At 68.1% G+C, this 21,863-nt stretch carries 13 protein-coding genes; 7 read left to right on the top strand and 6 right to left on the bottom strand.

Annotated elements, in window-relative coordinates; all coding sequences use genetic code 11:
* Position 1: 1 nt before the first annotated feature.
* Positions 2-1,435, bottom strand: coding sequence for a cytochrome ubiquinol oxidase subunit I (locus tag AC1Q6V_RS13165; protein ID WP_010814103.1), 1,434 nt, complete (start codon positions 1,433-1,435; stop codon positions 2-4).
* 426 nt (positions 1,436-1,861) lie between these two features.
* On the opposite strand from AC1Q6V_RS13165, the gene AC1Q6V_RS13160 reads away from it, so the two are divergent.
* The gene (locus AC1Q6V_RS13160) at positions 1,862-2,617 is read left to right on the top strand and encodes a sulfite exporter TauE/SafE family protein (RefSeq protein WP_454749505.1); all 756 of its coding nucleotides are present in this window, start codon (positions 1,862-1,864) and stop codon (positions 2,615-2,617) included.
* Here the strand turns inward: AC1Q6V_RS13160 and AC1Q6V_RS13155 are convergent.
* Positions 2,614-3,555 (bottom strand): LysR substrate-binding domain-containing protein, encoded by a 942-nt coding sequence (locus AC1Q6V_RS13155; RefSeq protein ID WP_010814105.1) that lies wholly within the window; start codon positions 3,553-3,555, stop codon positions 2,614-2,616. The two genes, AC1Q6V_RS13160 and AC1Q6V_RS13155, sit on opposite strands and share 4 nt — an antisense overlap.
* Positions 3,556-3,699: 144 nt before the next feature.
* On the opposite strand from AC1Q6V_RS13155, the gene AC1Q6V_RS13150 reads away from it, so the two are divergent.
* The 6 genes from AC1Q6V_RS13150 to AC1Q6V_RS13125 all read left to right on the top strand — a co-directional run bounded on the left by AC1Q6V_RS13150 (position 3,700) and on the right by AC1Q6V_RS13125 (position 11,323).
* A complete protein-coding gene (locus AC1Q6V_RS13150; RefSeq protein WP_010814106.1) occupies positions 3,700-4,716 on the top strand; it encodes a tripartite tricarboxylate transporter substrate binding protein in 1,017 nt (338 codons plus the stop codon).
* Positions 4,717-4,733: 17 nt separating this feature from the next.
* A complete protein-coding gene (locus tag AC1Q6V_RS13145) occupies positions 4,734-6,257 on the top strand; it encodes a UxaA family hydrolase (protein ID WP_010814107.1) in 1,524 nt (507 codons plus the stop codon).
* 33 nt (positions 6,258-6,290) lie between these two features.
* Positions 6,291-7,763, top strand: coding sequence for an NAD-dependent succinate-semialdehyde dehydrogenase (locus AC1Q6V_RS13140; protein ID WP_010814108.1), 1,473 nt, complete (start codon positions 6,291-6,293; stop codon positions 7,761-7,763).
* 37 nt (positions 7,764-7,800) lie between these two features.
* Entirely contained in the window at positions 7,801-8,607 is an 807-nt protein-coding gene (hpaI, locus tag AC1Q6V_RS13135; RefSeq protein WP_010814109.1) for a 4-hydroxy-2-oxoheptanedioate aldolase, read from the top strand.
* A 25-nt stretch (positions 8,608-8,632) separates the two neighbouring features.
* Positions 8,633-10,078 carry an FAD-binding oxidoreductase gene (locus AC1Q6V_RS13130; protein WP_037025469.1) on the top strand — a complete coding sequence of 482 codons (1,446 nt, stop codon included), beginning with the start codon at positions 8,633-8,635 and terminating at the stop codon, positions 10,076-10,078.
* 156 nt (positions 10,079-10,234) lie between these two features.
* Positions 10,235-11,323 (top strand): MBL fold metallo-hydrolase, encoded by a 1,089-nt coding sequence (locus AC1Q6V_RS13125; protein WP_439669962.1) that lies wholly within the window; start codon positions 10,235-10,237, stop codon positions 11,321-11,323.
* Between the two features lie 23 nt (positions 11,324-11,346).
* Here AC1Q6V_RS13125 and AC1Q6V_RS13120 read toward each other — a convergent pair whose 3' ends face one another.
* Genes AC1Q6V_RS13120 through AC1Q6V_RS13105 form a run of 4 tightly spaced genes read right to left on the bottom strand, consistent with a single transcriptional unit; the run spans position 11,347 to position 21,860 of the window.
* Complete coding sequence (locus tag AC1Q6V_RS13120; protein WP_454749504.1) at positions 11,347-11,991, bottom strand: GNAT family N-acetyltransferase; 645 nt, start codon at positions 11,989-11,991, stop codon at positions 11,347-11,349.
* Positions 11,992-12,013: 22 nt separating this feature from the next.
* Positions 12,014-13,363 (bottom strand): aminotransferase class I/II-fold pyridoxal phosphate-dependent enzyme, encoded by a 1,350-nt coding sequence (locus AC1Q6V_RS13115; protein ID WP_439669965.1) that lies wholly within the window; start codon positions 13,361-13,363, stop codon positions 12,014-12,016.
* A gap of 14 nt (positions 13,364-13,377) precedes the next feature.
* On the bottom strand, positions 13,378-14,274 hold the full coding sequence (locus tag AC1Q6V_RS13110) for a UDP-3-O-acyl N-acetylglycosamine deacetylase (RefSeq protein ID WP_454749503.1): 897 nt from the start codon (positions 14,272-14,274) through the stop codon (positions 13,378-13,380).
* Positions 14,271-21,860 (bottom strand): SDR family NAD(P)-dependent oxidoreductase, encoded by a 7,590-nt coding sequence (locus tag AC1Q6V_RS13105; RefSeq protein WP_454749502.1) that lies wholly within the window; start codon positions 21,858-21,860, stop codon positions 14,271-14,273. Before AC1Q6V_RS13105 ends, AC1Q6V_RS13110 begins: the two co-directional genes overlap by 4 nt.
* Between the last annotated feature and the right edge of the window lie 3 nt (positions 21,861-21,863).

Here is a 21,863-nt window from a genome sequence, read left to right as displayed (position 1 = left end):
GTCAGCTCCGGGTGCGTGCAGTGGTGGCGGGGGCGAGCGCTTCGTCGTCATCCACGGCCGACAATGGCCGTGCCGGCGTATGCCCGCGTCCGGGGCCGCCTTCCGGCTTGGCTTCTTCCAGCGCCGGACCCTTGCGCACCAGCCGCATCATGTAGGCGATGCCGACGCCGAACACGAAGAGGTAGGCCACCACGAAGATCGCCAGCGTCGTTGCCAGTTCGGGCACGCCGTGCGGCGACACCGCGTCGGCGGTGCGCTGCAGCCCGTAGACTACCCACGGCTGGCGTCCGACCTCGGTGGTGAACCAGCCGGCCAGGATGGCGATCAGGCCGGTGGGCCCCATCCACAACGCCATATGCAGGAAGCCGCGCGAGCGGTACATGCGCTCGCCCCGGCGCAGCAGCAGGCTCCACACGCCCAACAGGATCATCAGCAGCCCCAGCCCCACCATCACGCGGAACGACCAGAACAGAATGGTGGAATTGGGCCGGTCCTGCGGCGCGAACTCCTTCAGGCCCTTGATCTGTCCGTCCCAGGAATGGGTCAGGATCAGGCTGCCCAGGCGCGGCACCTCGACCGCGAAGCGCGTCTCTTCGCGCGCCATGTCGGGCCAGCCGAACAGCAGCAGCGGCAGGCCTTCATTGCCTTTGTTCTCCCAGTGGCCTTCCAGCGCGGCGATCTTGGCGGGCTGGTGCTTGAGCGTGTTCAGGCCGTGCATGTCGCCGATCACGGCCTGGATCGGCGCGACGATCAGCAGCATCCACATCGCCATCGACAGCATCTTGCGGATGGCGGGGTTGTCGCGCCCGCGCAGCAGGTGCCAGGCGGCGGACGCGCCGACGAACAGCGCGGTGGCCAGGAATGCCGCCACGCTCATATGCACCAGGCGGTAGGGGAACGACGGGTTGAAGATGACTTCGAACCAGTTGGTCGGCACTACGCGGCCGTTGATGATCTCGAAGCCCGCCGGCGTCTGCATCCAGCTGTTGGAGGCCAGGATCCAGGTGGCGGAGATCAGCGTGCCGAGCGCCACCATCACCGTGGCAAAGAAATGCAGCCCCGGCCCGACGCGGTTCCAGCCGAACAGCATCACGCCCAGGAAGCCCGCTTCCAGGAAGAAGGCGGTCAGCACCTCATAGGTCAGCAGCGGCCCGGTGATGCTGCCCGCGAACTCCGAGAAGAAGCTCCAGTTGGTGCCGAACTGATAGGCCATCACCAGCCCGGACACCACCCCCATGCCGAAGTTGACGGCAAAGATCTTGGACCAGAAGTGGTAGAGGTCGCGGTAATGCGTGCGCTGCGTGCGCAGCCAGCAGCCTTCCAGCACCGCCAGGTAGGCGGCCAGGCCGATGGTGATCGCCGGGAAAATAATGTGGAAGGAAATCGTGAACGCAAACTGCGTGCGGGCGAGGTCTAGCGCGGTCAAACCAAACATTGTTGTTCTCCGTGGCGCTGGCCTGGCGCACGCCTGGGACGGGCACGGCGCTGCCGTCTGGCAGGCCGGGGCTGGTCGGCAGGGCGCGCCGGGGCACGGGCCGTAGGCGCGTGCGGTAAGAGTAGTGTACGCCGCGCGCGCAGCAAAGGGCACCGTTGCTGCCGGTGGCGTACGGGTGACATATCGCCGCACCCCGTGCCGCCGGCGCCGCTTCACGCGGCCCGTTGCCCTTGTATCGATGGCGACCATGCTAACGGAGCCGAAATGAACCGAACAGCATCACCTCATTGAAAAAATACCGTATCAGTTTTGCGCGGCGCAGCAGAGGCAGCCGCTGACAAGCAAGGCAAAGAAGTGCATAGTCATGCGCTTCCCAGAAGCCTTTGAACATCGCGTCCGCCACTGCCTGACGCGGCCCCGCTTGCCATGGATTCCACCTTGCTGTTTGTGATCGCCGGCGCCGCCGTGGCCGGCTTTGTCCAGGGGCTGTCGGGCTTTGCCTTCGGCATGGTGGCGATGTCGTTCTGGGCCTGGGCGATCGAGCCGCAGCTGGCGTCGGCCATGACCGTGTTCGGCGCGCTTACCGGCCAGCTGCTGGCGGCGGTGTCGGTGCGGCGCGGGCTGTCGTGGCGGAGGCTGTGGCCGTTCGTGGCCGGCGGCGTGGCCGGCATCCCCCTGGGCGTGGCGATCCTGCCGATGCTCGACGCACAGTGGTTCAAGGTCGTGCTCGGCGGCTTCCTGACCCTGTGGTGCCCGGTGATGCTGATGGTGCGCAAGCTGCCCCATATCGGCGTGGGCGGGCGCGTGGCCGATGGCGTTGCCGGTGCGGCCGGCGGCGTGATGGGCGGCATCGGCGGTTTCACTGGCGTGATCCCCACGCTGTGGTGCACGCTGCGCGGCTTCGACAAGGATGAACAGCGCGCGGTGATCCAGAACTTCAACCTCGCCACGCTGGCCATGACCATGGCCGCCTATGTGGGCAAGGGCATCGTCACGCGCGAGATGCTGCCGATGTTCCTGGTGGTGGCGCCCGCGATGCTGGTGCCAACGCTGCTGGGCACGCGGCTCTATCTGGGGATCAGCGAGGCCACCTTCCGCAAGGTCGTGCTGACGTTGCTGACTGTATCCGGCGTGGCGCTGCTGGCCACGTCGGTGCCGGTGTTGATGGCGCGTGCGGGCTAGACGGCCCTGACCTGCGCCGCAGCCTCGCGCAGGCATTCCAACAGCTGGTCGGTGCCGAGCGACGGCGCCCGTTCGCGCAGCGTGATGATGCCGACCGGGGGCAGGTCTACCGGCACGGCCATCTTCAGCACGTGTAGCTGGCCTTCCTCCTGCAACGACAGCGCCACCGACTCAGCCATGAAACCGGCCGCGCCGCGCTGGCCGACGAAGGTGGCCTGCGCCAGGTAGGACGAGGTCTCGATGACATCCTGCGGCGGGTGCAGGCCGTGGCGATAGAAGGCCTGCTCGATCTTCACGCGCAGCGAGGCCCACGGCGGCGGCAGCACGCAGGGCATCGCCGCCAGGTCGGCCCAGCTGGGGCGGGCCTTGCGCGCGAGCTTGTGGCCGCGCCGGACCACGACCACCATCGGCTCTTCATAGAGGGCTTCGGTCAGCAGGTCCGGCGCAGCATAGCCCGGCTCCAGCCGGCCCACGATCAGGTCCAGCTCGCGCAGCCGCAGCTTGGGCAGCAGGTGGGTCAGGTCGCCTTCCTCCACCAGCACGGTGGCGCGCGCGTGGCGGTCCTTGAGCGCGCCCACGGCCTGCGCCAGCAGCACCGGCAGCGCCGCCCCCATCGAGCCTGCGCGGATACGGCCGGAAGCGCCGCTCTGCACCGCTGCGATCTCGTCGCGGGTCTGCTCGTACTGGGCCAGCACCGAGCGCGCGAAGCGCACCAGCGATTCGCCGGCGGGGGTAGGCTCGGTGCCGCGGGTGGAGCGCGTGAACAGCGACAGACCCAGCATCTTTTCGACTTCGGTCAGCACCTTGGATACCGCCGGCTGGCTTACGGACAGGAACTCCGCGGTGCGGCCGAGGTGGCGGAACTCATCCAGCGCCACCAGCAGTTGCAGGTGGCGCAGCTTGATATTGGAGCGCAGCGCGCGATCGATCTGGACCATGCCCGCCAGTCTATCTAACCTTAAGGTTATGAAGCAATGCCGTTCTTTGATTGGATTGTTATATTGAGGCGCGACAGAATGCGGGCATGACGAGGCTGGCTGCGCCGGTCCCGCCGATAATGAAAACATCGGAGACACCCGCAAATGACTCAAGGCTTCCCCATCGATTCCAAGCGCCGCCGCCTGCTCATCGGAGCCGCCGCGGGCGCTGCCGCGGGCGCCGCCGGCGTGCTGCTGCCTGCCGCGCGGGCGCTGGCCGCCGAGTATCCCGAGCGTCCCATCACCTTTATCTGCCCATGGCCGGTCGGCGGCACCGCTGACCAGTCGATGCGCGCGCTGTGCCAGGTGGCGAGCGGCATCCTCAAGCAGTCGATCGTGGTCGAGAACCGCGCCGGCGCCTCCGGCATGATCGGCACCAAGGCCCTGGCGCGCGCCAATCCGGACGGCTACACCATCGGCCAGATCCCGATCTCGGTGACGCGCTTCGCGCAGCTCGGCATGCTGCCGCTGGACCCGCGCAGCGAGCTGACCTACCTGGCGCGCACCTCGGGCCAGACCTTCGGCATCGCCGTGCCGGCCGGCTCGCGCTACAAGACGCTGCAGGACGTGGTGGCCGCCGCCAAGGCCAGCCCCGGCAAGATCACCTATGCGCACGCCGGCATCGGCGGCGCCACCCACGTCGGCATGGAGCAGTTCGCGCTGGCCGCGGGCATTCAGCTCAACGCGATCGCCTACAAGGGTGGCGCCGCCGCGCTGCAGGACGTGCTGGCCGGGCAGGTGGACCTGCTGGCCGATTCCAGCTCGTGGGCGCCGCACGTGGAAGCCGGCAAGCTGCGCCTGCTGGCCACCTGGGGCGAACAGCGCGCGACCCGCTTCAAGGACACGCCGACGCTCAAGGAGCTGGGCTACAACGTGGTGGTGGAAGCGCCCAACGGCATCGGCGCCCCCAAGGGCCTGCCGCCCGCCGTGGAAAAGAAGCTGCGCGACGCCTTCCGCGCCGCGGTGGCCAGCAACGAGTTCAAGCAGGTGGCGGCGCGCCTGGATGCGCCCGTGATGTACCTGGACGGCCCTGACTACAAGAAGTACGTGGCCAGCGTCTATGACCAGGAAACCCAGCTGATCCAGCGCCTCAAGCTGAAAGAACTGCTGCAGCAAGGCTGATTGCCGTCCAAGTCCAAGTGAATCCCAATCCCGTCATCCGCCTGCACGCCAACGACAACGTGCTGGTCGCCCGCAGCGACCTCAGCCTTGGCCAGCAGTTGGCCGATCCCGCCGTGCGCGTGCGCGCACAGGTGCCGGCCGGCCACAAGATCGCTGCCTGTGCCATCACGGCCGGCGCGCCGGTGCGCAAATTCGACACCGTCATCGGCGTGGCCGCGCGCGATATCGCCCAGGGCGACCACGTGCATTCGCACAACCTGACCCTGGTCGATTTCTACCGCGACCCGGCGTTCTGCCAGGACGTGCGGCCGGTGGACTATGTGCCCGAGGCCCGGCGCGCCACCTTCAACGGCTTTGTGCGCCCGGACGGGCGCGTGGGTACGCGCAATTTCATCGGCATCCTGTCGTCGGTCAATTGCTCGTCCACCGTGATCCGCCAGATCGCCGCGCATTTCACAGCGGAGCGGCTGGCAGCGTATCCGAATGTCGATGGCGTGGTCGCCTTCGCGCAGACCAGCGGCTGCGGCATGTCATCGCCGAGCGAGCACTTCGACGTGCTGCGCCGCACGCTGGCCGGTTATGCACGCCATCCCAACCTGGCCGGCGTGCTGATCGTCGGCCTGGGCTGCGAGCGCAACCAGGTGGCCTCACTGGTGGAATCGCAGGGGCTTGAGCCCGGCCCCGCGGTGCACACGCTGGTAATGCAGGATAGCGGCGGCACGCGCGCCACCATTGTCGCAGGCATCCGCGCGATCGAATCGATGCTGCCCGCGGCCAATGCCACGGTGCGCCAGCCGGTATCGGCCAGCCACCTGAAGATCGGGCTGGAATGCGGCGGCTCGGACGGTTTTTCCGGCATCAGCGCCAACCCGGCGCTGGGCGCGGCGATGGATATCCTGGTGCGCCATGGCGGCACCGCCATCCTGTCCGAGACCCCGGAAATCCACGGTGTTGAGTTCATGCTCACGCGCCGCGCGGTGACGCCCGAGGTCGGCCAGAAGCTGCTGGACCGCCTGGCCTGGTGGGAGCGCTACACCGCCGGCCACAACGCCCAGTTCAATGGCGTGGTCGGCCACGGCAACCAGCAGGGCGGCCTGGCCAATATCTTCGAGAAATCGCTGGGCTCGGCCATGAAGGGCGGCACCACGCCGCTGCAGGCGGTGTACGAATACGCCGAGCCGATCGACCAGGCCGGCTTTGTGTTCATGGACTCGCCCGGCTATGACCCGGTGGCCGTCACCGGCCAGATCGCCAGCGGCGCCAACCTGATCTGCTTTACTACTGGCCGCGGTTCGATGTTCGGCTCCAAGCCCGCGCCGACGATCAAGCTCGCATCCAACTCGGCGATGTACCACCGCCTGGAAGAAGACATGGACATCAACTGCGGGCTGGTGCTCGACGGCGAACTGACCGTGCTGGAGATGGGCCAGCGGATCTTCGAACATATCCTGCGCGCGGCCTCGGGCGAGCCGACCAAGAGCGAAGTGCTGGGCCTGGGCGACAACGAGTTCGTGCCCTGGCACCTCGGCATCGTCAGCTGAGCCGCCTTCCGCCAATCTCTCTTCCTCTACCTTATGCTGACGCTTTCCGAGCAAGCGCTGCTGCGCAGCCAGAACCTGATTGACGACCGGTGGCGCGATGCCCGCCTTGGCGCCCGCCTGCAGGTCGCCGACCCGGCCACCGGCGAGACCTTTGCCAACGTGCCAGACAGCGATGCCGGCGATGCCAGCCTTGCCGTCGATGCCGCCGCAGCCGCCTTCCCGGCATGGAGCCGCCGGCCCGCGCGCGAACGCGCCCAGTTACTCAAGCGCTGGCATGCGCTGATCCTCACACACCAGGAAGACCTGGCGCGCATCATCTCGACGGAGCAGGGCAAGCCCCTCAAAGAGGCACGCGGCGAGGTACAGTACGGCGCGTCCTATGTCGAGTGGTTTGCCGAAGAGGCCACCCGCATCTGCGGCGATATCGTCGCCGAAGCCGTGCCTGGCCGCAAACTGCTGGTGCTGAAGGAGCCGGTGGGCGTGGTCGCGGCAATCACGCCGTGGAACTTCCCGCTGGCGATGATTGCCCGCAAGATCGCCCCCGCGCTGGCCGCCGGTTGCACGGTGGTGGCCAAGCCCGCCGAGGACACCCCGCTGACCGCGCTGGCGCTGGTATGGCTGGCGCAGCAGGCCGGCATGCCCGCGGGCGTGCTCAACATCGTCACCGCATCGCGCGAGCACACGCCGGGCGTGGTCGATGCCTGGCTGGCCGACAGCCGCGTGCGCAAGATCACCTTTACCGGTTCCACGCCCGTGGGCAAGCACCTCGCGCGCGAATCGGCGGCCACGCTGAAGAAGCTGTCGCTGGAGCTGGGCGGCAACGCGCCCTTCATCGTCTTCGAGGACGCCGATCTCGATGCCGCCGTCGATGGCCTGATGGCGTCCAAGTTCCGCAACGGCGGCCAGACCTGCGTGTGCCCGAACCGGGTCTATGTGCACGACACCGTGCACGACGCCTTTGTCGAGCGCCTGGCACAGCGCGTTGGCGCGCTCCATGTCGGCCCCGCCACGGAAGAGGCCGCGCAGATCGGTCCCATGATCAATGCCCGCGCCGTCGACAAGATCGCACGCCATGTGGAAGACGCCGTCGCCCGGGGCGCGCGCGTGGTCACCGGCGGCAAGCGCGTGCGCACCGCCGACGGCCCGCACTACTACGCACCGACGGTGCTGGCCGATGCGGCCCCCGCGATGGAGCTGTCGTGCGAAGAGACCTTCGGCCCGGTCGCGCCGATCTTTCGTTTCCGCGATGAAGCCGAGGTGATCCGCGACGCCAACGACACCCCGTTCGGCCTCGCTGCTTACTTCTACTCCAGCGACATCCGCCGCATCTGGCGCGTGGCGCAGGCGCTGGAGACCGGCATGGTCGGCATCAACGAGGGCGCGATCGCGGCCGAGGCGGCGCCGTTCGGCGGCGTCAAGGAATCCGGCTACGGGCGCGAAGGCTCGCGCCACGGGCTGGACGACTACATGCATACCAAGTACCTTTGCCAGGGTCAGCTCGGCTGAAGCGCCGGGCCCATCGATCATCGAACCGGAACACACCATGCCCGCAAACAATCCCTTCAAGACTGCGCTGGCCGCCCGCCAGGCGCAGATCGGCCTGTGGCTGTCGATGGCAACGCCATACCTGGCCGAAGTGTCCGCCACCGCAGGCTTTGACTGGCTGCTGATCGACGGCGAACACGCCCCCAACGACCTGCGCTCGACGCTGCACGCGCTGCAGGCGGTGGCGCCATACCCGGTCCAGCCCGTGGTGCGTGCCGTCGCCGGTGAAGTGCCGCTGATCAAGCAGTTGCTCGACATCGGCGCGCGCAGCCTGCTCGTGCCGATGGTGGATACCGCGGAACAGGCGCGCATGGTGGTCAGCGCTACGCGCTACCCCCCGCAAGGCATCCGCGGCGTGGGCAGCGCCATTGCGCGCGCCTCGCAGTGGAGCGCCCGCACCGACTACCTCGATGTGGCCGACGATGAAGTCTGCCTGCTGGTGCAGGCCGAAACCGTCACCGCATTGCAGAACCTGGAAGCAATCTGCGCGGTGGATGGTATCGACGGCGTCTTTATCGGCCCGGCCGACCTGGCTGCGTCGATGGGCCACCGCGGCCGCCCCGGTCACCCGGAGGTGCAGGCCGCCATCGAAGGCGCGATGCGCACCATCATTGCCAGCGGCAAGGCCGCCGGCACGCTGACGTCGGACCCGGCACTGGCACGCCGCTACCTCGACCTGGGCTGCACCTTCGTGGCCACGGGGGTGGACGTGATGCTGTACGCCAACGCCGCGCGCAAGCTTGCCGCTTCGTTCCGTGCGCAGCCGACGGACGCCCCCGCAGACAAGCCCTCCGCCGCGTACTGAACCGAATTTCCTTCGCCTTACACACATGCCAGCCGATCTCCCGACTCCAGACACTACCTTGCGTGCGATGCAGGCCATCGTCGGCGCCAACGCCTGCCGCAGCGGCGATGCCGACACGCAGGCCTACGTCACCGACTACCGCGGCATCTACCGCGGCCAGGCCCAGGTAGTGGTGCTGCCGTCATCGACGGAGGAGGTCAGCCAGGTGCTGCAGTGGTGCCACGCCCGGCGCGTGCCGGTAGTGCCGCAGGGCGGCAATACCTCGCTGATGGGCGGCGCCGTGCCGGACGACAGCGGCACCGCCGTGGTCGTCAACCTCAGCCGCATGAATCGCGTGCTGGACCTCGACACCATCAACGACACCATGACCGTGCAGTCCGGCGTCACGCTGAGCGCGGCGCGCAGCGCCGCCGAGGCCGGGCAACGCCTGTTCCCGCTGCGCATCGGCTCCGAAGGCTCATGCCAGATCGGCGGCAACCTGTCGACCAATGCCGGCGGCACCGCGGTGCTGCGCTACGGCAATATGCGCGACCTCGTGCTCGGCATCGAGGTGGTGCTGCCCGATGGCCGCATCTACTCATCGCTGCGCGGCCTGCGCAAGGACAACACCGGCTACGACCTCAAGCAGCTGTTCGTCGGCGCGGAAGGTACGCTCGGCATCATCACCGGCGCCGTGCTCAAGCTGATGCCGCAGCCGCGCAGCAGCGCCGTGGCCTTTGTCGCCGTACAGGACCCCGCCGCGGCGGTAGCTTTGCTCGGCGAAGCCAAGCGCCTGTCCGGCCAGGCCGTGACCGCGTTCGAGCTGATCTCGCGGCCCGCGCTGGAACTGGTGCTTGAATATCTTGGCAACGTGGCTTCGCCGCTGCAGGACAAGCACGAGTGGATGGTGCTGATCGAACTCACCTCCGGGACCGATGCGGAAAGCCTCAACGCCACGCTGATGGAAATCCTCGAATCCGGCTTCAGCCAGGGCCTGGTGCAGGACGCCGCAGTGGCCGCCAGCCTGTCCGATGCCCAGACTTTCTGGCGCATCCGCGAAGAGATCTCCGACGCCCAGACCCGCACCGGCGGCAGCATCAAGTGCGATGTCTCGGTGCCGCTGTCGCGCATCGCTGCGTTTGTCGAGGAAGCCTCGGCCAGGGTGCTGGAGCTGGTGCCGGACGCGCGCATGGTGATCTACGGCCATATGGGCGACGGCAATGTGCACTTCAACCCGCTGCGACCCAGGGATCAGCCAGGAAAAGAGTTCCTGGCGCAGTGGTATGAGCGGGTCTCGGCACTGGTCGACGGCATGGCCCATGCGGAAAACGGCTCGATCTCGGCCGAGCACGGCATCGGCGTGGCCAAGCGCGACGACCTGACGCGCTACAAGTCCCAGGTGGAACTGGAGCTGATGTGGCAGGTGAAGCAGGCGCTTGATCCGTTGAACCTGCTGAATCCGGGCAAGGTGCTGCCGGCGCCGGCCCGATAGCTCACCGCTATTCCACACCACGGAACGCGGGCAGGGCGCGCGTAGCAGGAATCGCCCATCTGGGCTAAGGTGTCAGCTATCCAGAACGCGCGGAGCCGGGGCATTGCCGCACCGGCCAACGCGCACAGCACGGCCGGCCCACCGGCCCAGATACCGATGAGCGCCCAATCCCCCGACATCGCCCTCGCAGCCGCCCCCATCTCCCTCGAAAAGCCCGAGCTCGACTACCCCTGTGGCGACGCGCCCGAACCCGGCCGTGCCCGCGAGGTAGCGCCCGGTGTGCTGTGGCTGCGCATGCCGATGCCACTGGGCCTGAACCACATCAACCTGTGGGCCATCCGCGACGGCAGCGGCTGGGCCGCCGTCGACGCCGGGTTGCAGACCCCGGAAACCGCCCAGGCCTGGCGCGCGCTGTTCGCCGCAAGCGGCCCGCTCGCGGGCGGCCTGACGCGCCTGTTCGTGACCCATATGCACCCCGACCACATCGGCATGGCCGGGTGGCTGACCGGCAAGTTCGACTGCCAGCTGTGGATGACGCGGCTGGAATACCTGATGTGCCGCGTGCTGGCGGCGGATACGGGGCGAGCGGCGCCCGATGACGCGATCGAGTTCTATCGCAAAGCCGGCTGGGACGACGAAGCGATCGAGGTGTACCGCACCCGCTTCGGCGGCTTCGGCAAATATGTCCACGCCTTGCCCGAGAGCTTCCACCGCCTGTCCGATGCCGACACCGTGCGCATCGGCGCGCACGACTGGCAGGTCATCGTCGGCACCGGCCATTCGCCCGAACATGCCTGCCTGTACTGCCCGGCGCTGAAGCTGCTGGTGTCAGGCGACCAGGTGCTGCCGCGCATTTCCTCCAACGTATCGGTGTTCCCGACCGAGCCCGATGCCGATCCGATGCAGGACTGGCTGGCCTCGCTGGACAAGGTGCGCGCTGCCGTGCCGGACGATGTGCTGGTGCTGCCGGCGCATAACGAACCGTTCCGTGGGCTGCATGCGCGGATTGACTATCTGCGGGCGAGCCAGATGCAGGCGCTGGACCGCTTGCGTGGCGCGTTGGCCACACCGAAGCGGGCGGTGGACGTATTCGGTGAACTGTTTTCGCGGCCGATCACCGGGAGTGGCGGTTTGCTGGGGATGGCAACAGGGGAAAGCATCGCGCATCTGAACTACTTGCTGATGCGGGAAGAGGCCGTGCGGGAGCGCGGGGATGACGGGTGTTATTGGTATCGGCTCAGTTAGGCCGTTGAGGTAGGGGTTTACCCTTATTCTGTCGGTTTTTGACTGAACGTCATCCGGTCCGCGGCAAGTGAGACGGGCAGGCCCCGCGGAGCGGGGCGCTTGCCCGCAGCAACGATAAAACCCAGCCGCTTGTACAACGCTGCCGCGCGTGTATTGTGCTTGAGTACGTCAAGCACCAACTCCTGGCCGGGGTATGCAGGCAGGCGGCTCGTCTCGAGAACGTGCTGGAATAGCGCATGGAAAATGCCTGTGCCGCGCATTTCGGGCTGCGTGGCGCAATGTGCCATCAGGGTCTGATGTGCGGCGGGCTTCGGGATTTCTCGTTCGAGAAGCAGCCCGCGGCGGATGATGCCGGCCGTGCGGCGCGCGCCGAAGTGGCGCAGGAACTGGCCGGCGGCAACCGCATCGTCCAGCCAGCCCGTGCGGCTGCGGCCGTCCTGAATCGCCATCACGGCCACAGGGATGTCATCGAGGGTTGCAACGTAGTGACGACGCCAGGAAAAGCGTCCATGCCCCGCAGCCATTGCATACGCCAGGAATCCCTCGCATGCAGCATCGCTATCGTCAAACAGGAACGCGAATTCCTGCCGCCCAGAGGCTAGCACCAGCGGTGCCAGCACGCGTGCGTCGTCTGCCGTGGCTGACCGGAACCCGAGGCGATCTTGCATGGTGTGAATGCCTGTCGATGCGCTATCCGTGCGCCAGTCGCGCCACGGCGTCCACCGTGGCACTGATCTGCCCGGGCGTATGCGTGGAACAGATGAAGAAGCGCAGCCGCGCCGCCTTCTCTTCCACCGCCGGATAGAAGATCGGCTGCACGTTGATGCCCTGGTCAAAGAGTGCATTGGCCCACTGCGCTGCCTTCATCGAACTGCCGGTGATGACCGGGATCACCGAGTAGCCCGTGCTCAGGCCTGTATTGAGTCCTGCGCGGCGCGCTTCCTCCAGGAACTGGAGTCCGCGCTGCTGCAGGCTCGCCACGCGCTGCGGCTCGCGCAACATGCACTGCAGCGCGGCCAGCGATGCAGCCGCCAGCACGGGCGAAAGCCCGACGCTATAGAGGAAACCGGGAGCCAGATGGCGCAGTATGTCGATCAGTGCCCGCTCGCCTGCGATGTATCCGCCGCAGCCGGCCAGCGTCTTGCTGAAGGTGCCCATCCAGATATCGACATCGCGGCCAGCCAGCCCGAAGTGTTCGCGGATGCCAAGGCCCCGTGCGCCCATCACACCGAGCGAATGGGCTTCATCCACCATCAGGAATGCTGCGTGCCGGCGCTTTATATCGATGAAGCGATCGAGTTCCGGGAAGTCGCCATCCATGCTGTAGATGCCTTCCACGGCGATCAGCACGCGCCGGTATTGCCGGCGCACGCGCGTCAGCAACGCGTCCAGCGCTGCCCAGTCGTTGTGGGGGAAGCTCAAGCGCTTGGCGCCGCTCAGTTGCGCGCCCTGCACGATGCTGTTGTGAGCCAGCGCATCGTGCACGATCAGGTCGGACGGCCCGAACAGGCAGCCGATCACCGTGACGTTGGTGGCGTGGCCGCTGACGAATGCGACGCAGTCATCCACGTCGTACAGCCGCGCCAGCTCCTGCTCGAGCTCACGCTGGATCGGCCGTTCGCCCGCCACGATCCGGCTGGCGGAGGCAGACGTGCCGTACCGGTCGATCGCAGCCTTGGCGCTGGCGGATACCACCGGGTCTCCGGCCAAGCCGAGATAGTTGTAGTTGGCGAAGTTGTCGTAAGTCCGCCCGTCGATTTGCGTGGTGGCGCTGGCCACTGCCTCGTGCACGCGGAAAAACGGCGACGGGATGCGCAGCCGCTCGCTCATCTGGCGGCCGATCGCCACCTGCTGGTAGGCCGGCATGGTGTCGAAGCGGGAGAGCTCCGCCAGGTTGGCCGGCGCCGTCACAGCACGCGGCGTGGCGTCGTTCGCGTCGCGAGCAGTGGCTTGCGCATCGATCTCGTTAGTCACCCGTTCCAGCTGACGCTTGAGCGCCTTGGCCGCGAGCTGCTGTCTCAACTGGTCTCCCAGTCCCATGCTTGTCCTTGTTTTCAGTTGGCCGTGTCCGCCCACTCCCACGCATCGGGCTGGTCGAGCAGGGCGGCACAGAGGCGGTAGTTCATTTCATGGCTGGGGCGCAGCGCCGTGACCTTGCCCAGCAGGGGCGCACCGAGCAGCGCGAGATCGCCGATCAGGTCGAGCACCCGATGCCGCACGAACTCCACCGGCAGCCGCATGCCGCCGATGACACCGTTGCCGACGATGGTTGCGGTGCAGGATGGCCGCGCGCCCCGCAGAATCGGATTGCCGCGGAGGTAGCCGAAGGCGATGGCAGGCACCGCCCACTTGAGCCGCCCGTACGAGCGCGCCGGCGCAATCTCGCTGGCGAAGGAGGCCGGGTCGATCGTGCCTGCCCACTTCAGTTCGCCAAAGCCTTTCAGATCATTGGTGACATCCATCTCGTAGCGGTCAGCGGGCGTTACCGTGAGGCGGCGCGTGCCGCCATCCGCGACCGTCACTGCGTGCCGGATGCGCAGGAAGCGCTTGGGCGCTGGCAGTGCAGTGCGTCCGCAGGAATCAATGGCCGCGATCCACGGCAGTGCGCTGCCATCGAGAATCGGTACTTCTTCGGCATCGAGCCCGACCGTGGCGTGATCGATCTGGCAGGCCAGCAGCGACGCGAGCAGATGCTCCACAGTGCGCACGCGCACGCCGCTTGCCGACTGCAGCGCCGTGCAGAGCGGTTGCCCGAGCCGGAGCTGCGGCGACGCGGGCAACTCAGCCACCACGCGCCCCGCGCGCATGCGCCGGAACACGATCCCCTGGCCCAGCGGTGCGGGCGAGATGTGCACGTTGACGCGCCGCCCCGTGTGCAGGCCGTGGCCGGACAGCCGCAGTTCGGTCGCGAGCGTGCCTTGCTGCCGCGCCCAGCCGGGCTGCGCCGTCACTGCGCGGCCTCGTCGGCCAGGATCGTCGTGCCGGCGCTGCCGTCGTGTCCCGGCTGCGACAGATCGATGGCGTGGATCGATGCCATCGCAGCGATCTGTTGCTCCATGCTGGCGGCTTCCCCGCTATCCTCGCTGTCCGCGCCGGCGCGCACGGACTCAACGATCTTCTGCGCCAGCGAGCGCACGGTAGCACCTTCGGCCAGCAGCATCACCGAGAGCTTCACCTCGAAGGACTCTTCGACAGCCATGCCGAGCTCCATGCCCATCAGCGAATCCATGCCCAGGTCGGTGATCGAACGGTCCGGATCGATCTTCTTTGCCGACAGGTGCAGGATGTGCGCAATCTGGGCTTGCAGCGTGTCGATGACGCGCTGCACGGCTTCATTGACGGGCAGGGCGCGCACGTCGGCTGCGACGCTGGCGCCGCCCTGGCGCTGCGCGTCCTGGCCGGTGCCTGCGCCCATCTCCATATAGCGCAGCGAGCGCGCGGCCGGCATCACGCGCGAAATTGCCTGCCAGTCCAGCCACAGCAGCGCCTCGCCGGCGCGGTTGGTGAGCAGTGCCCGTTCCAGCGCTGCCATCGCTTCATCGGATGTGATGGAGCGGCCTCCGATGCGCGACTGGATCGCCTCGCGCGTCTGCGCGTTGCGCGCCAGGAAGCCGACGTCCTCAAGCGGGCCCCAGGCCATGAAGGTGCCCGGCAGGCCTGCAGCACGCCGCTGGTGCACGAGCGATTCGAGGAAGCTGTTGGCAGCCACGTAGTTGGCCTGTCCCGGATTGCCCAGGAACGTGGTGGCGGACGAGTAGACCACGAAGAAATCCAAGGCCAGTGCCTGCGTGGCGCGATGCAGGTTCCACGCGCCCGCAACCTTGGGCGCAAGCACGTCGCGCCATTTGCCGTCGTCGAGGTTGGCGAGGAGGCCATCGGCGATCACCATGGCCGAATGCACGACGCCCTTGAGGGGCGCACCGCGCGCGGCGATGCCCGCCACGAGCGCGTCCACTGCCGTGGCATCGGTGAAGTCGCAGGACGACACCGTGACGGCAACACCGTGCTCGTCGCGCCAGCGGTCGGCTTCGGCGGCCAGTTCCGGTGCGAGCGCGCCGCGGCGGCTGGCAAGCACCAGGTGGCGCGCACCTTTGTCCACCAGCCAGCGCGCGGTGGCGAAGCCGAGGCCGCTGGTACCGCCGACGACGAGGTAGGCGGCACGCGCGTCCAGCGCCAGGCCGGCCGGCTCATCTGCCTGCGGCGCCGGCGCGCCGTGCGGGAAGGTAATGACAATCTTGCCAATCTGGCGCGCCTGCTGCATGTAGCGGAACGCCTCCTCCACGCGGCTGGCGGGGAAGGCGCGGTACGGCAGCGGGTCGAGCGAGCCCTCGTCCAGCATCGTCATCACATTGCTGAACAGCGAGGCGGTCAGCTCAGGCGCGGCATTCATCAACTGGTCGGCGTCGATGCCGAAGTAGCTGATGTTGTTCCGGAACGGGCGCAGCCCGATGCGGCTGTTCTCGTAGAAGTCGCGCTTGCCAAGTTCAAGGAAGCGGCCGAACGGGCGCAACACATCGATACCCAGCACCATTGCCTCGCCGGCGAGCGAGTTCAGCACGATGTCTACGCCCTGGCCGTTCGTGATGCGGCGGATATCGTCGGCGAACGACAGGCTGCGCGAGTCCAACACGTGGGAGGCGCCCAGCAGGCGCACGAACTCCCGCTTCTCGTTGCTGCTGACGGTGGCAAACACCTCGGCGCCAAGATGGCGCGCCAGCTGGATCGCGGCGATCCCTACGCCGCCAGCAGCGCCATGGATCAGCACGCGCTCGCCCTTGCGCAGCCGCGCCAGCTCGCACAGCGCGTAGTAGGCGGTGAAAAACGTGGAGGGAATAGTGGCGGCTTCCTCGAAGCTCATTCGCACCGGCTTGTGCGCGATAGCTGTCGCCCGCGTTCGCACGCGGCTCGCGAAGCAAGCCGGAGCGAAGCCCAGCACAGGGTCACCGACGGCGAAGGACCGCACATCGCTGCCGACGCGCGTGACACGGCCGGAGAACTCCAGGCCGATGGTGGGGCCGGCAAAGCCGCTTTCCACGGCTTCGTCAGACAGCAGCCCCATCGCGTACATCACGTCGCGGAAGTTGAGGCCCGTGGCAGTCGGCTCGACCTCGACCTCGTCGGCTGCTAGATCAAAGGCCGGCTGTTCAAACCATTGCAAGTGGCGCAGCGAGCCTGGCGACTCGAACGCGAGCACACTGTGAGGCGCCGCCGTGGACTGGTCGGGCATGACGTCCTGACGCGGCGCAAGACCGGCCGGCAGCATGCGCGGGACATAGCGTTCGCCGCCCCACAGCAGCACTTCGTTTTCCTGGTCGGCAGACAGCAGCTCGCACGCGAGCGCGGCAGCCGGTGCCTTGCTTGCCGCATCGAGATCGATCAGGCGGCAGCCAAGCTCCGCGCGCTCGTTCATCAGCACACGGCCCAGTCCCCATACGGTGGCCTGCGCTGGCTGGAAGTCTTCCGCGCCGGCGTCTGCGACCGGCAGCGGTGCGCCGCCGCGCGTGACCACCGACAGCCGCACGGCCGGCATGCTGCCCGGCAGTTCGCGGCCCAGCCGGGCCAGCGCGATCGAGGTCGATTCCTGCGCGAGCATCATCGCATTGCCGTCCGCAGCGGCGGACTGCACCGCGGCATCGGCCGCGAGGAATACCACATGGCAGGGAGTGCCACCGCCCATGGCCGCCGCGGCGTGCGCGATGCAGGCCTCCGGCGAGGCGAGCAGCGACACTTGCGCCGCCGGCGACGCGGCCTGGATGGCCTGGGCCAGCGCGGCCGCCAGCGGGCCGGGCTGGCCCGGGCAGGCCAGCAGCCAGTGCACGGCGGAAGAGGTCGGGGCACCGGTGGTGGCGGGCGCGGTTTCGTCGTGCGATGCGTCGCGGCGGGCAACCAGCAGCAGCGGGGCGCCCTCGATATCGAGATCGGCCTCCACATGCCGCGTCGCAGCCTCGAAGCCCTGCGCTTGCAGCATCGCGCTGATCGCGGCAGCCGGGATCAGCTCGCCGCGGCCGTGGCGCCACCATTCCGCGGACAGCCCGAACACGATGTCGGAGAACCGGCTGGACTGGCCGTCGGCGAGGATCAGCATCGCGCCGGGCGCCATCCACGAGCGGATGGCGGCCAGCAGGCGGGCCGGCTGGCCGCCCGCGCGCAGCAGGTTGTTGACGATGACCACGTCGAACGACTTGCCGCGGCCCGGCTCGATGGCCAGCGTGACTTCGTTGCCAAGTTCGATCGGCGCGGTGCGGATCCGCGGGTGACCGGCGGCATCGAAGGCGCCGAGCTGTTCGACGCTGCCGGCGATCGTATAGTCGCAGCGGTCTTGCCAGTGTGCACCGATCGGCTGGAACAGGTCCGCGCCGGGGGTGATGACCTCGAGGATCCGCATCGGCCGGCGCTGGGTCCAGGACCGCACTGCGGCGTCCAGGCAGGACTCAGCCATCGCGTTCACATGCGCCCAGGTGGGCGAGGCCTCGAAGAAATGATCGAGCAGGCTGCTGCGGCCGCTAGGCAGGACCGCCGATGCGTCACGCTCGCCCTGCAGGATCGCCGGTAGCGAGGCGCCGCAATGTGCGAGCAGCGTCAGTTCGGCAACATGTCCCGGCGATGCGGACAACAGGGTGCGCCAGAGTTCCTCGATCGACGGTAACGTCTCGTCGCCGCGAACCAGGCGGCCGTCGCGTATCGCCAGCACGCCATCTTCCAGCAGCATGCCGGTCAGGCGCTCCAGTAAAGCGGGGTTCGCCGTGGTGGGGAGTGCTTCGGCCTCGAGCACGCCCAGTGCCTCGATGGCGCGCCACGCATAGGCGGCGGCCAGCACGTCCAGCAGCGGCATCACCTCAGTCCGGTGGGTATTGCGGTGCGCGGCATCCTCCCGCGCGGCAACGGCCTGCGCGGCGGTAGCCAGCAACGTGGCCGGTACCGGCAGTGCCGCGGCGCTAATGTCCTGCGCATGCGGACGAGCCTCGGCCGCGAACACATAGCGGCCGGGCGCGCCATGGCGGCGCGCCACCAGGTCGACGCGGCGGAAGCGGCATTCGCTGATCCGCAGCGTGACATTGCCGGCCTGGTCCAGGTAGGTGAAGGTGCCGACCAGCGAATGCGGGTTGCGGCGGTCGATGCGGGCGACCACGCGCACCGGGGCGCCGCCGCCGTAGTAGTCGATCCGACCGAACTGCACCGGGACGTAGGCCGCGCTGTCCGCCGACTTGCGGCCGTTGGCCTCCAGTGCCAGCAGCGGATGGAAACCGCTGTCCATTGCGCCCGGGTGCATCACGTAAGCGGCGACAGCCTTCGGGTCCGCCAGCGCGGCGGGCGCATTGAATGCCGCCAGCGCGGTGTCGCCGTCCACGCGGACGTTCCCCACCCAGCGGAACGCGTCCCCGAATTCCAGTCCGATGGCTGCAGCCCCTTGATACAGCGTCTCGCCGTCAATGACGGGCGCAGCCTGCAGCGCAGCGAGTTGCGCCGCCGCCGGAGCCGGCGCGGGCAGCGCCGGGCCGCCGATGAGCAGGCGGCCGACGGCGTTCTGCGTCCAGGGATCGTTGCTGCCGCGCGGCCGCGATTCGATGGCGAAGCTGGCCGTGCGCGGCTCGATGGTGAAGCGGAACAGCTTGCTCTGCTGCGGCTGGAACACGGCCGGCGCGCGGATGTCGAGATTCTCCACGGCGCACTGTTCGGTGCCAAAGTACAGGCGTGCTGCCGCCAGCGCCATTTCCACATAGCCGGCGCCCGGGAAGGTCACGGTGCCGTCCACCACGTGCGCGGCGAGTGCGGGTAGCTTGACCGGGTCAAGCTGGTTTTCCCAGGCGGCCGCGCTGTCCTTCAGGCGGTAGCCCAGCAGCGGGTGCTCACGATGGCGGTCGACGAGGTCGTAGCCTTCGGCGGTGACCGGTGCCCAGTGGCGACTGCGTTGCCAGGGGTAGCCCGGCAGCGCCAGCGTCCGGTCATCGCCCGGATAAACGGCGGCGCGGTCGAGGCGGGCGCCATGAGCAACCGCCGCGCACAGCGCATGGCGGAGCTGGGCCGCCGAGTCGTGATTGCGCTTCAGCGTGGGCAGCACGCGGTCACCCGAGCCAGCCGGCTCGACAGTCTGCACCACGTAGTTGCGCAGGATCGAATGCGGGCCCACCTCCAGGAACAGATGGATGCCGGTGCCGGCCAGGTGTTGCGTCGCCTGATCGAAGCGCACGGGCTCACGGATGTTGCGCCACCAGTATTGCGCATCCAGCTCCACGCCGGACAACGGGCCGCCGGTCACCGTGGAGGCGAAGATTGCCTCAGTCGGCTGCGGACGCAGATCGGCCAGCCCCGACAACACGGTCTCGCGGATCGCATCCATCCGCTTGCTGTGGAATGCGTAGTCCAGGTCCAGCAACTGGAAGAACTTGCCCTGGCGGGAGACATGGTCCTGCAGCACCTGCAACGCCTGCAGCGAGCCGGCCAGCGTGACGGCCTCCGGGCTGTTGATGCCGGCCACTTCGAGGTCGTCGGCCAGCCCCAGCCGTTCAATCAGCTCACGCGTTGCCGCCTCGCCGAGCCCCACTGCGGCCATCTTGCCGGTGCCGGCCGTCAGCGCTTGTGCGCGGCTGCGAACCTTGATCACCTTGACGGCCTGCGCCAGGGTCAGTGCGCCGGACGCCCACGCCGCGGCGATCTCGCCCACGCTGTGGCCGTAGCAGGCGTCGTATTCGAGGCCGCTGGCGCGCAGCGAGCGCACGATGCCGACCTGCATCGCGAACAGCAACGGTTGCGCGTTCTCGGTGCGCTGCAGCCATTCAGCGGTGGCGCCATCGCCCATCACGCCGGCCAGCGACGGGCTGCCGTCGGCCCGCCACAGCACGTCGATTTCCTCCAGTGCGGCGCGGAAGACGGCATCCTCGGCAAGCAGGCGCTGGCCCATGCCGGCCCACTGCGAGCCGTTGCCGGAGAAGACGAGCGCAAGCTTGCCTTCCTGGCTGGCTGCTTCGCCGGTGACATATGACGGCGAACTTTCGCCTTTTGCCAGCAGCGCGAGCGCGGCCAGGCCTTCCGCCTCCGTGGCCGGGGCGATTACGGCGCGATGCCGCAGCAACTGCCGCCGATGCGCGGTGGCGCTGGCAAGCGACTGCCACGACGCGCCGGCCTGCAGCCGTGCCTGGTACTTGCCGGCCAGTGCCTGCAGCGCCTGCGGCGCGCGCGCGCTCAGCACCAGCGGCGCGAGGCGCGACGCGTCTGCCTCAGGCGCCATGGGCGCAGCGTCAGGCCGGGCCACCGCTTCGCGCAGCAGCACGTGAGCGTTGGTGCCGCCAAAACCGAACGAGTTGACGCCCATCAGCAGCGGCGCGGAGCCTGCCTTCAGCGGCAGGTAGCGGTCCACGACGCGCAGGTTACCGCCACCAAAGTCGATGTTCGGATTGGGATTGCGGAAATGGATCGATGCCGGCACCGCGCGGTGCTTCAGGCACAGCACGGCCTTCAACAGGCCGGCCATGCCCGACGCGGTTTCGAGGTGGCCGAGGTTCGTCTTGGCGGAGCCGATCAGCAGCGGCGACTCGGCGCTGCGCCGGCTGCCGATCACGTCGATCAGTGCGCGGGCCTCGATCGGGTCGCCGACCGCGGTGCCGGTGCCGTGCGCTTCCACGTAGGCCAGGTCTCGCGGATCCACCCCGGCGCGTGCGTAGACGGCTTCGAGCAGCGCGGCTTGCGTTGCGGCGCTGGGCACGTTGATACCGCCATGCGAGTGGCCATCCGAGTTGACGCCGGAGGCCGCGATCACCGCGTGGATGGTGTCACCGTCCGCCAGCGCATTGCTGAGCGGCTTGAGCAGCACGAGCGCACCGCCTTCGGCGCGGACGTAGCCGTCGCCGCTGGCGTCAAACGCGCGGCAGCGACCCGTCGGCGAAAGCATCGAGGCCTTGGAGAAGCTGATGAAAGGGAAGGGGTGCAGCAGCAGGTTGACGCCACCAGCCAGCGCCGTCTCGGCCTCGCCGGAGCGGATCGCGTTGCAGGCCTGGTGCAGCGCCACCAGCGACGACGAGCACGCCGTGTCGATCGACATGCTGGGGCCGCGCAGGTCAAACAGGTAGGAAATCCGGTTCGACGCGATGGAGAGCGTATTGCCGGTGGCGGAGTAGGCATCGACCACGCTCAGGTCGTCGACGGCCCGGTCGCCATAGTCCTGGCTCGCCACGCCGACAAAGACGGCGCAGTTGCTGCCGGCCATTTGCTGCGGCAGCTGGCCGGCATTCTCGAAGGCCTCCCAGGCGAGTTCGAGCAGCAGGCGCTGCTGCGGATCCATCTGCTGGGCTTCGCGCGGCGAGATGCCGAAGAAGTCGGCATCGAAGCCGGCCACGTCGTCGATCACGCCGGCGGAGAAGGTGTAGCTCTTGCCTGGTTCGCGCTTGGAGGGGTGCTGGTAGAACTCGGTGTCGAAGCGGCCGGGCGGTACTGAGGTTACCGCATCCTTCTCCGCCAGCAAGAGGTTCCAGTAATCTTCCGGGCTGCGTACGCCTCCCGGAAACCTGCACGACATCCCGACGATCGCAATTGCATCTTTCATTTT

The organism is Cupriavidus sp. GW823-FHT07B10, assembly GCF_058794355.1.
Note: the sequence above shows the minus strand (reverse complement) of the source record. Positions and strands in the feature narration are given on the sequence as shown.

What these genes read in the sequence shown, in the direction of transcription:
- AC1Q6V_RS13150 (WP_010814106.1), top strand. Translation starts at nt 3,700, where the DNA reads ATGACTCAAGGCTTCCCCATCGATTCCAAGCGCCGCCGCCTGCTCATC.
- AC1Q6V_RS13105 (WP_454749502.1), bottom strand. Translation starts at nt 21,860, where the DNA reads ATGAAAGATGCAATTGCGATCGTCGGGATGTCGTGCAGGTTTCCGGGA.
- AC1Q6V_RS13160 (WP_454749505.1), top strand. Translation starts at nt 1,862, where the DNA reads ATGGATTCCACCTTGCTGTTTGTGATCGCCGGCGCCGCCGTGGCCGGC.
- AC1Q6V_RS13125 (WP_439669962.1), top strand. Translation starts at nt 10,235, where the DNA reads ATGAGCGCCCAATCCCCCGACATCGCCCTCGCAGCCGCCCCCATCTCC.
- AC1Q6V_RS13115 (WP_439669965.1), bottom strand. Translation starts at nt 13,363, where the DNA reads ATGGGACTGGGAGACCAGTTGAGACAGCAGCTCGCGGCCAAGGCGCTC.
- AC1Q6V_RS13155 (WP_010814105.1), bottom strand. Translation starts at nt 3,555, where the DNA reads ATGGTCCAGATCGATCGCGCGCTGCGCTCCAATATCAAGCTGCGCCAC.
- hpaI (WP_010814109.1), top strand. Translation starts at nt 7,801, where the DNA reads ATGCCCGCAAACAATCCCTTCAAGACTGCGCTGGCCGCCCGCCAGGCG.
- AC1Q6V_RS13130 (WP_037025469.1), top strand. Translation starts at nt 8,633, where the DNA reads ATGCCAGCCGATCTCCCGACTCCAGACACTACCTTGCGTGCGATGCAG.
- AC1Q6V_RS13140 (WP_010814108.1), top strand. Translation starts at nt 6,291, where the DNA reads ATGCTGACGCTTTCCGAGCAAGCGCTGCTGCGCAGCCAGAACCTGATT.
- AC1Q6V_RS13165 (WP_010814103.1), bottom strand. Translation starts at nt 1,435, where the DNA reads ATGTTTGGTTTGACCGCGCTAGACCTCGCCCGCACGCAGTTTGCGTTC.
- AC1Q6V_RS13120 (WP_454749504.1), bottom strand. Translation starts at nt 11,991, where the DNA reads ATGCAAGATCGCCTCGGGTTCCGGTCAGCCACGGCAGACGACGCACGC.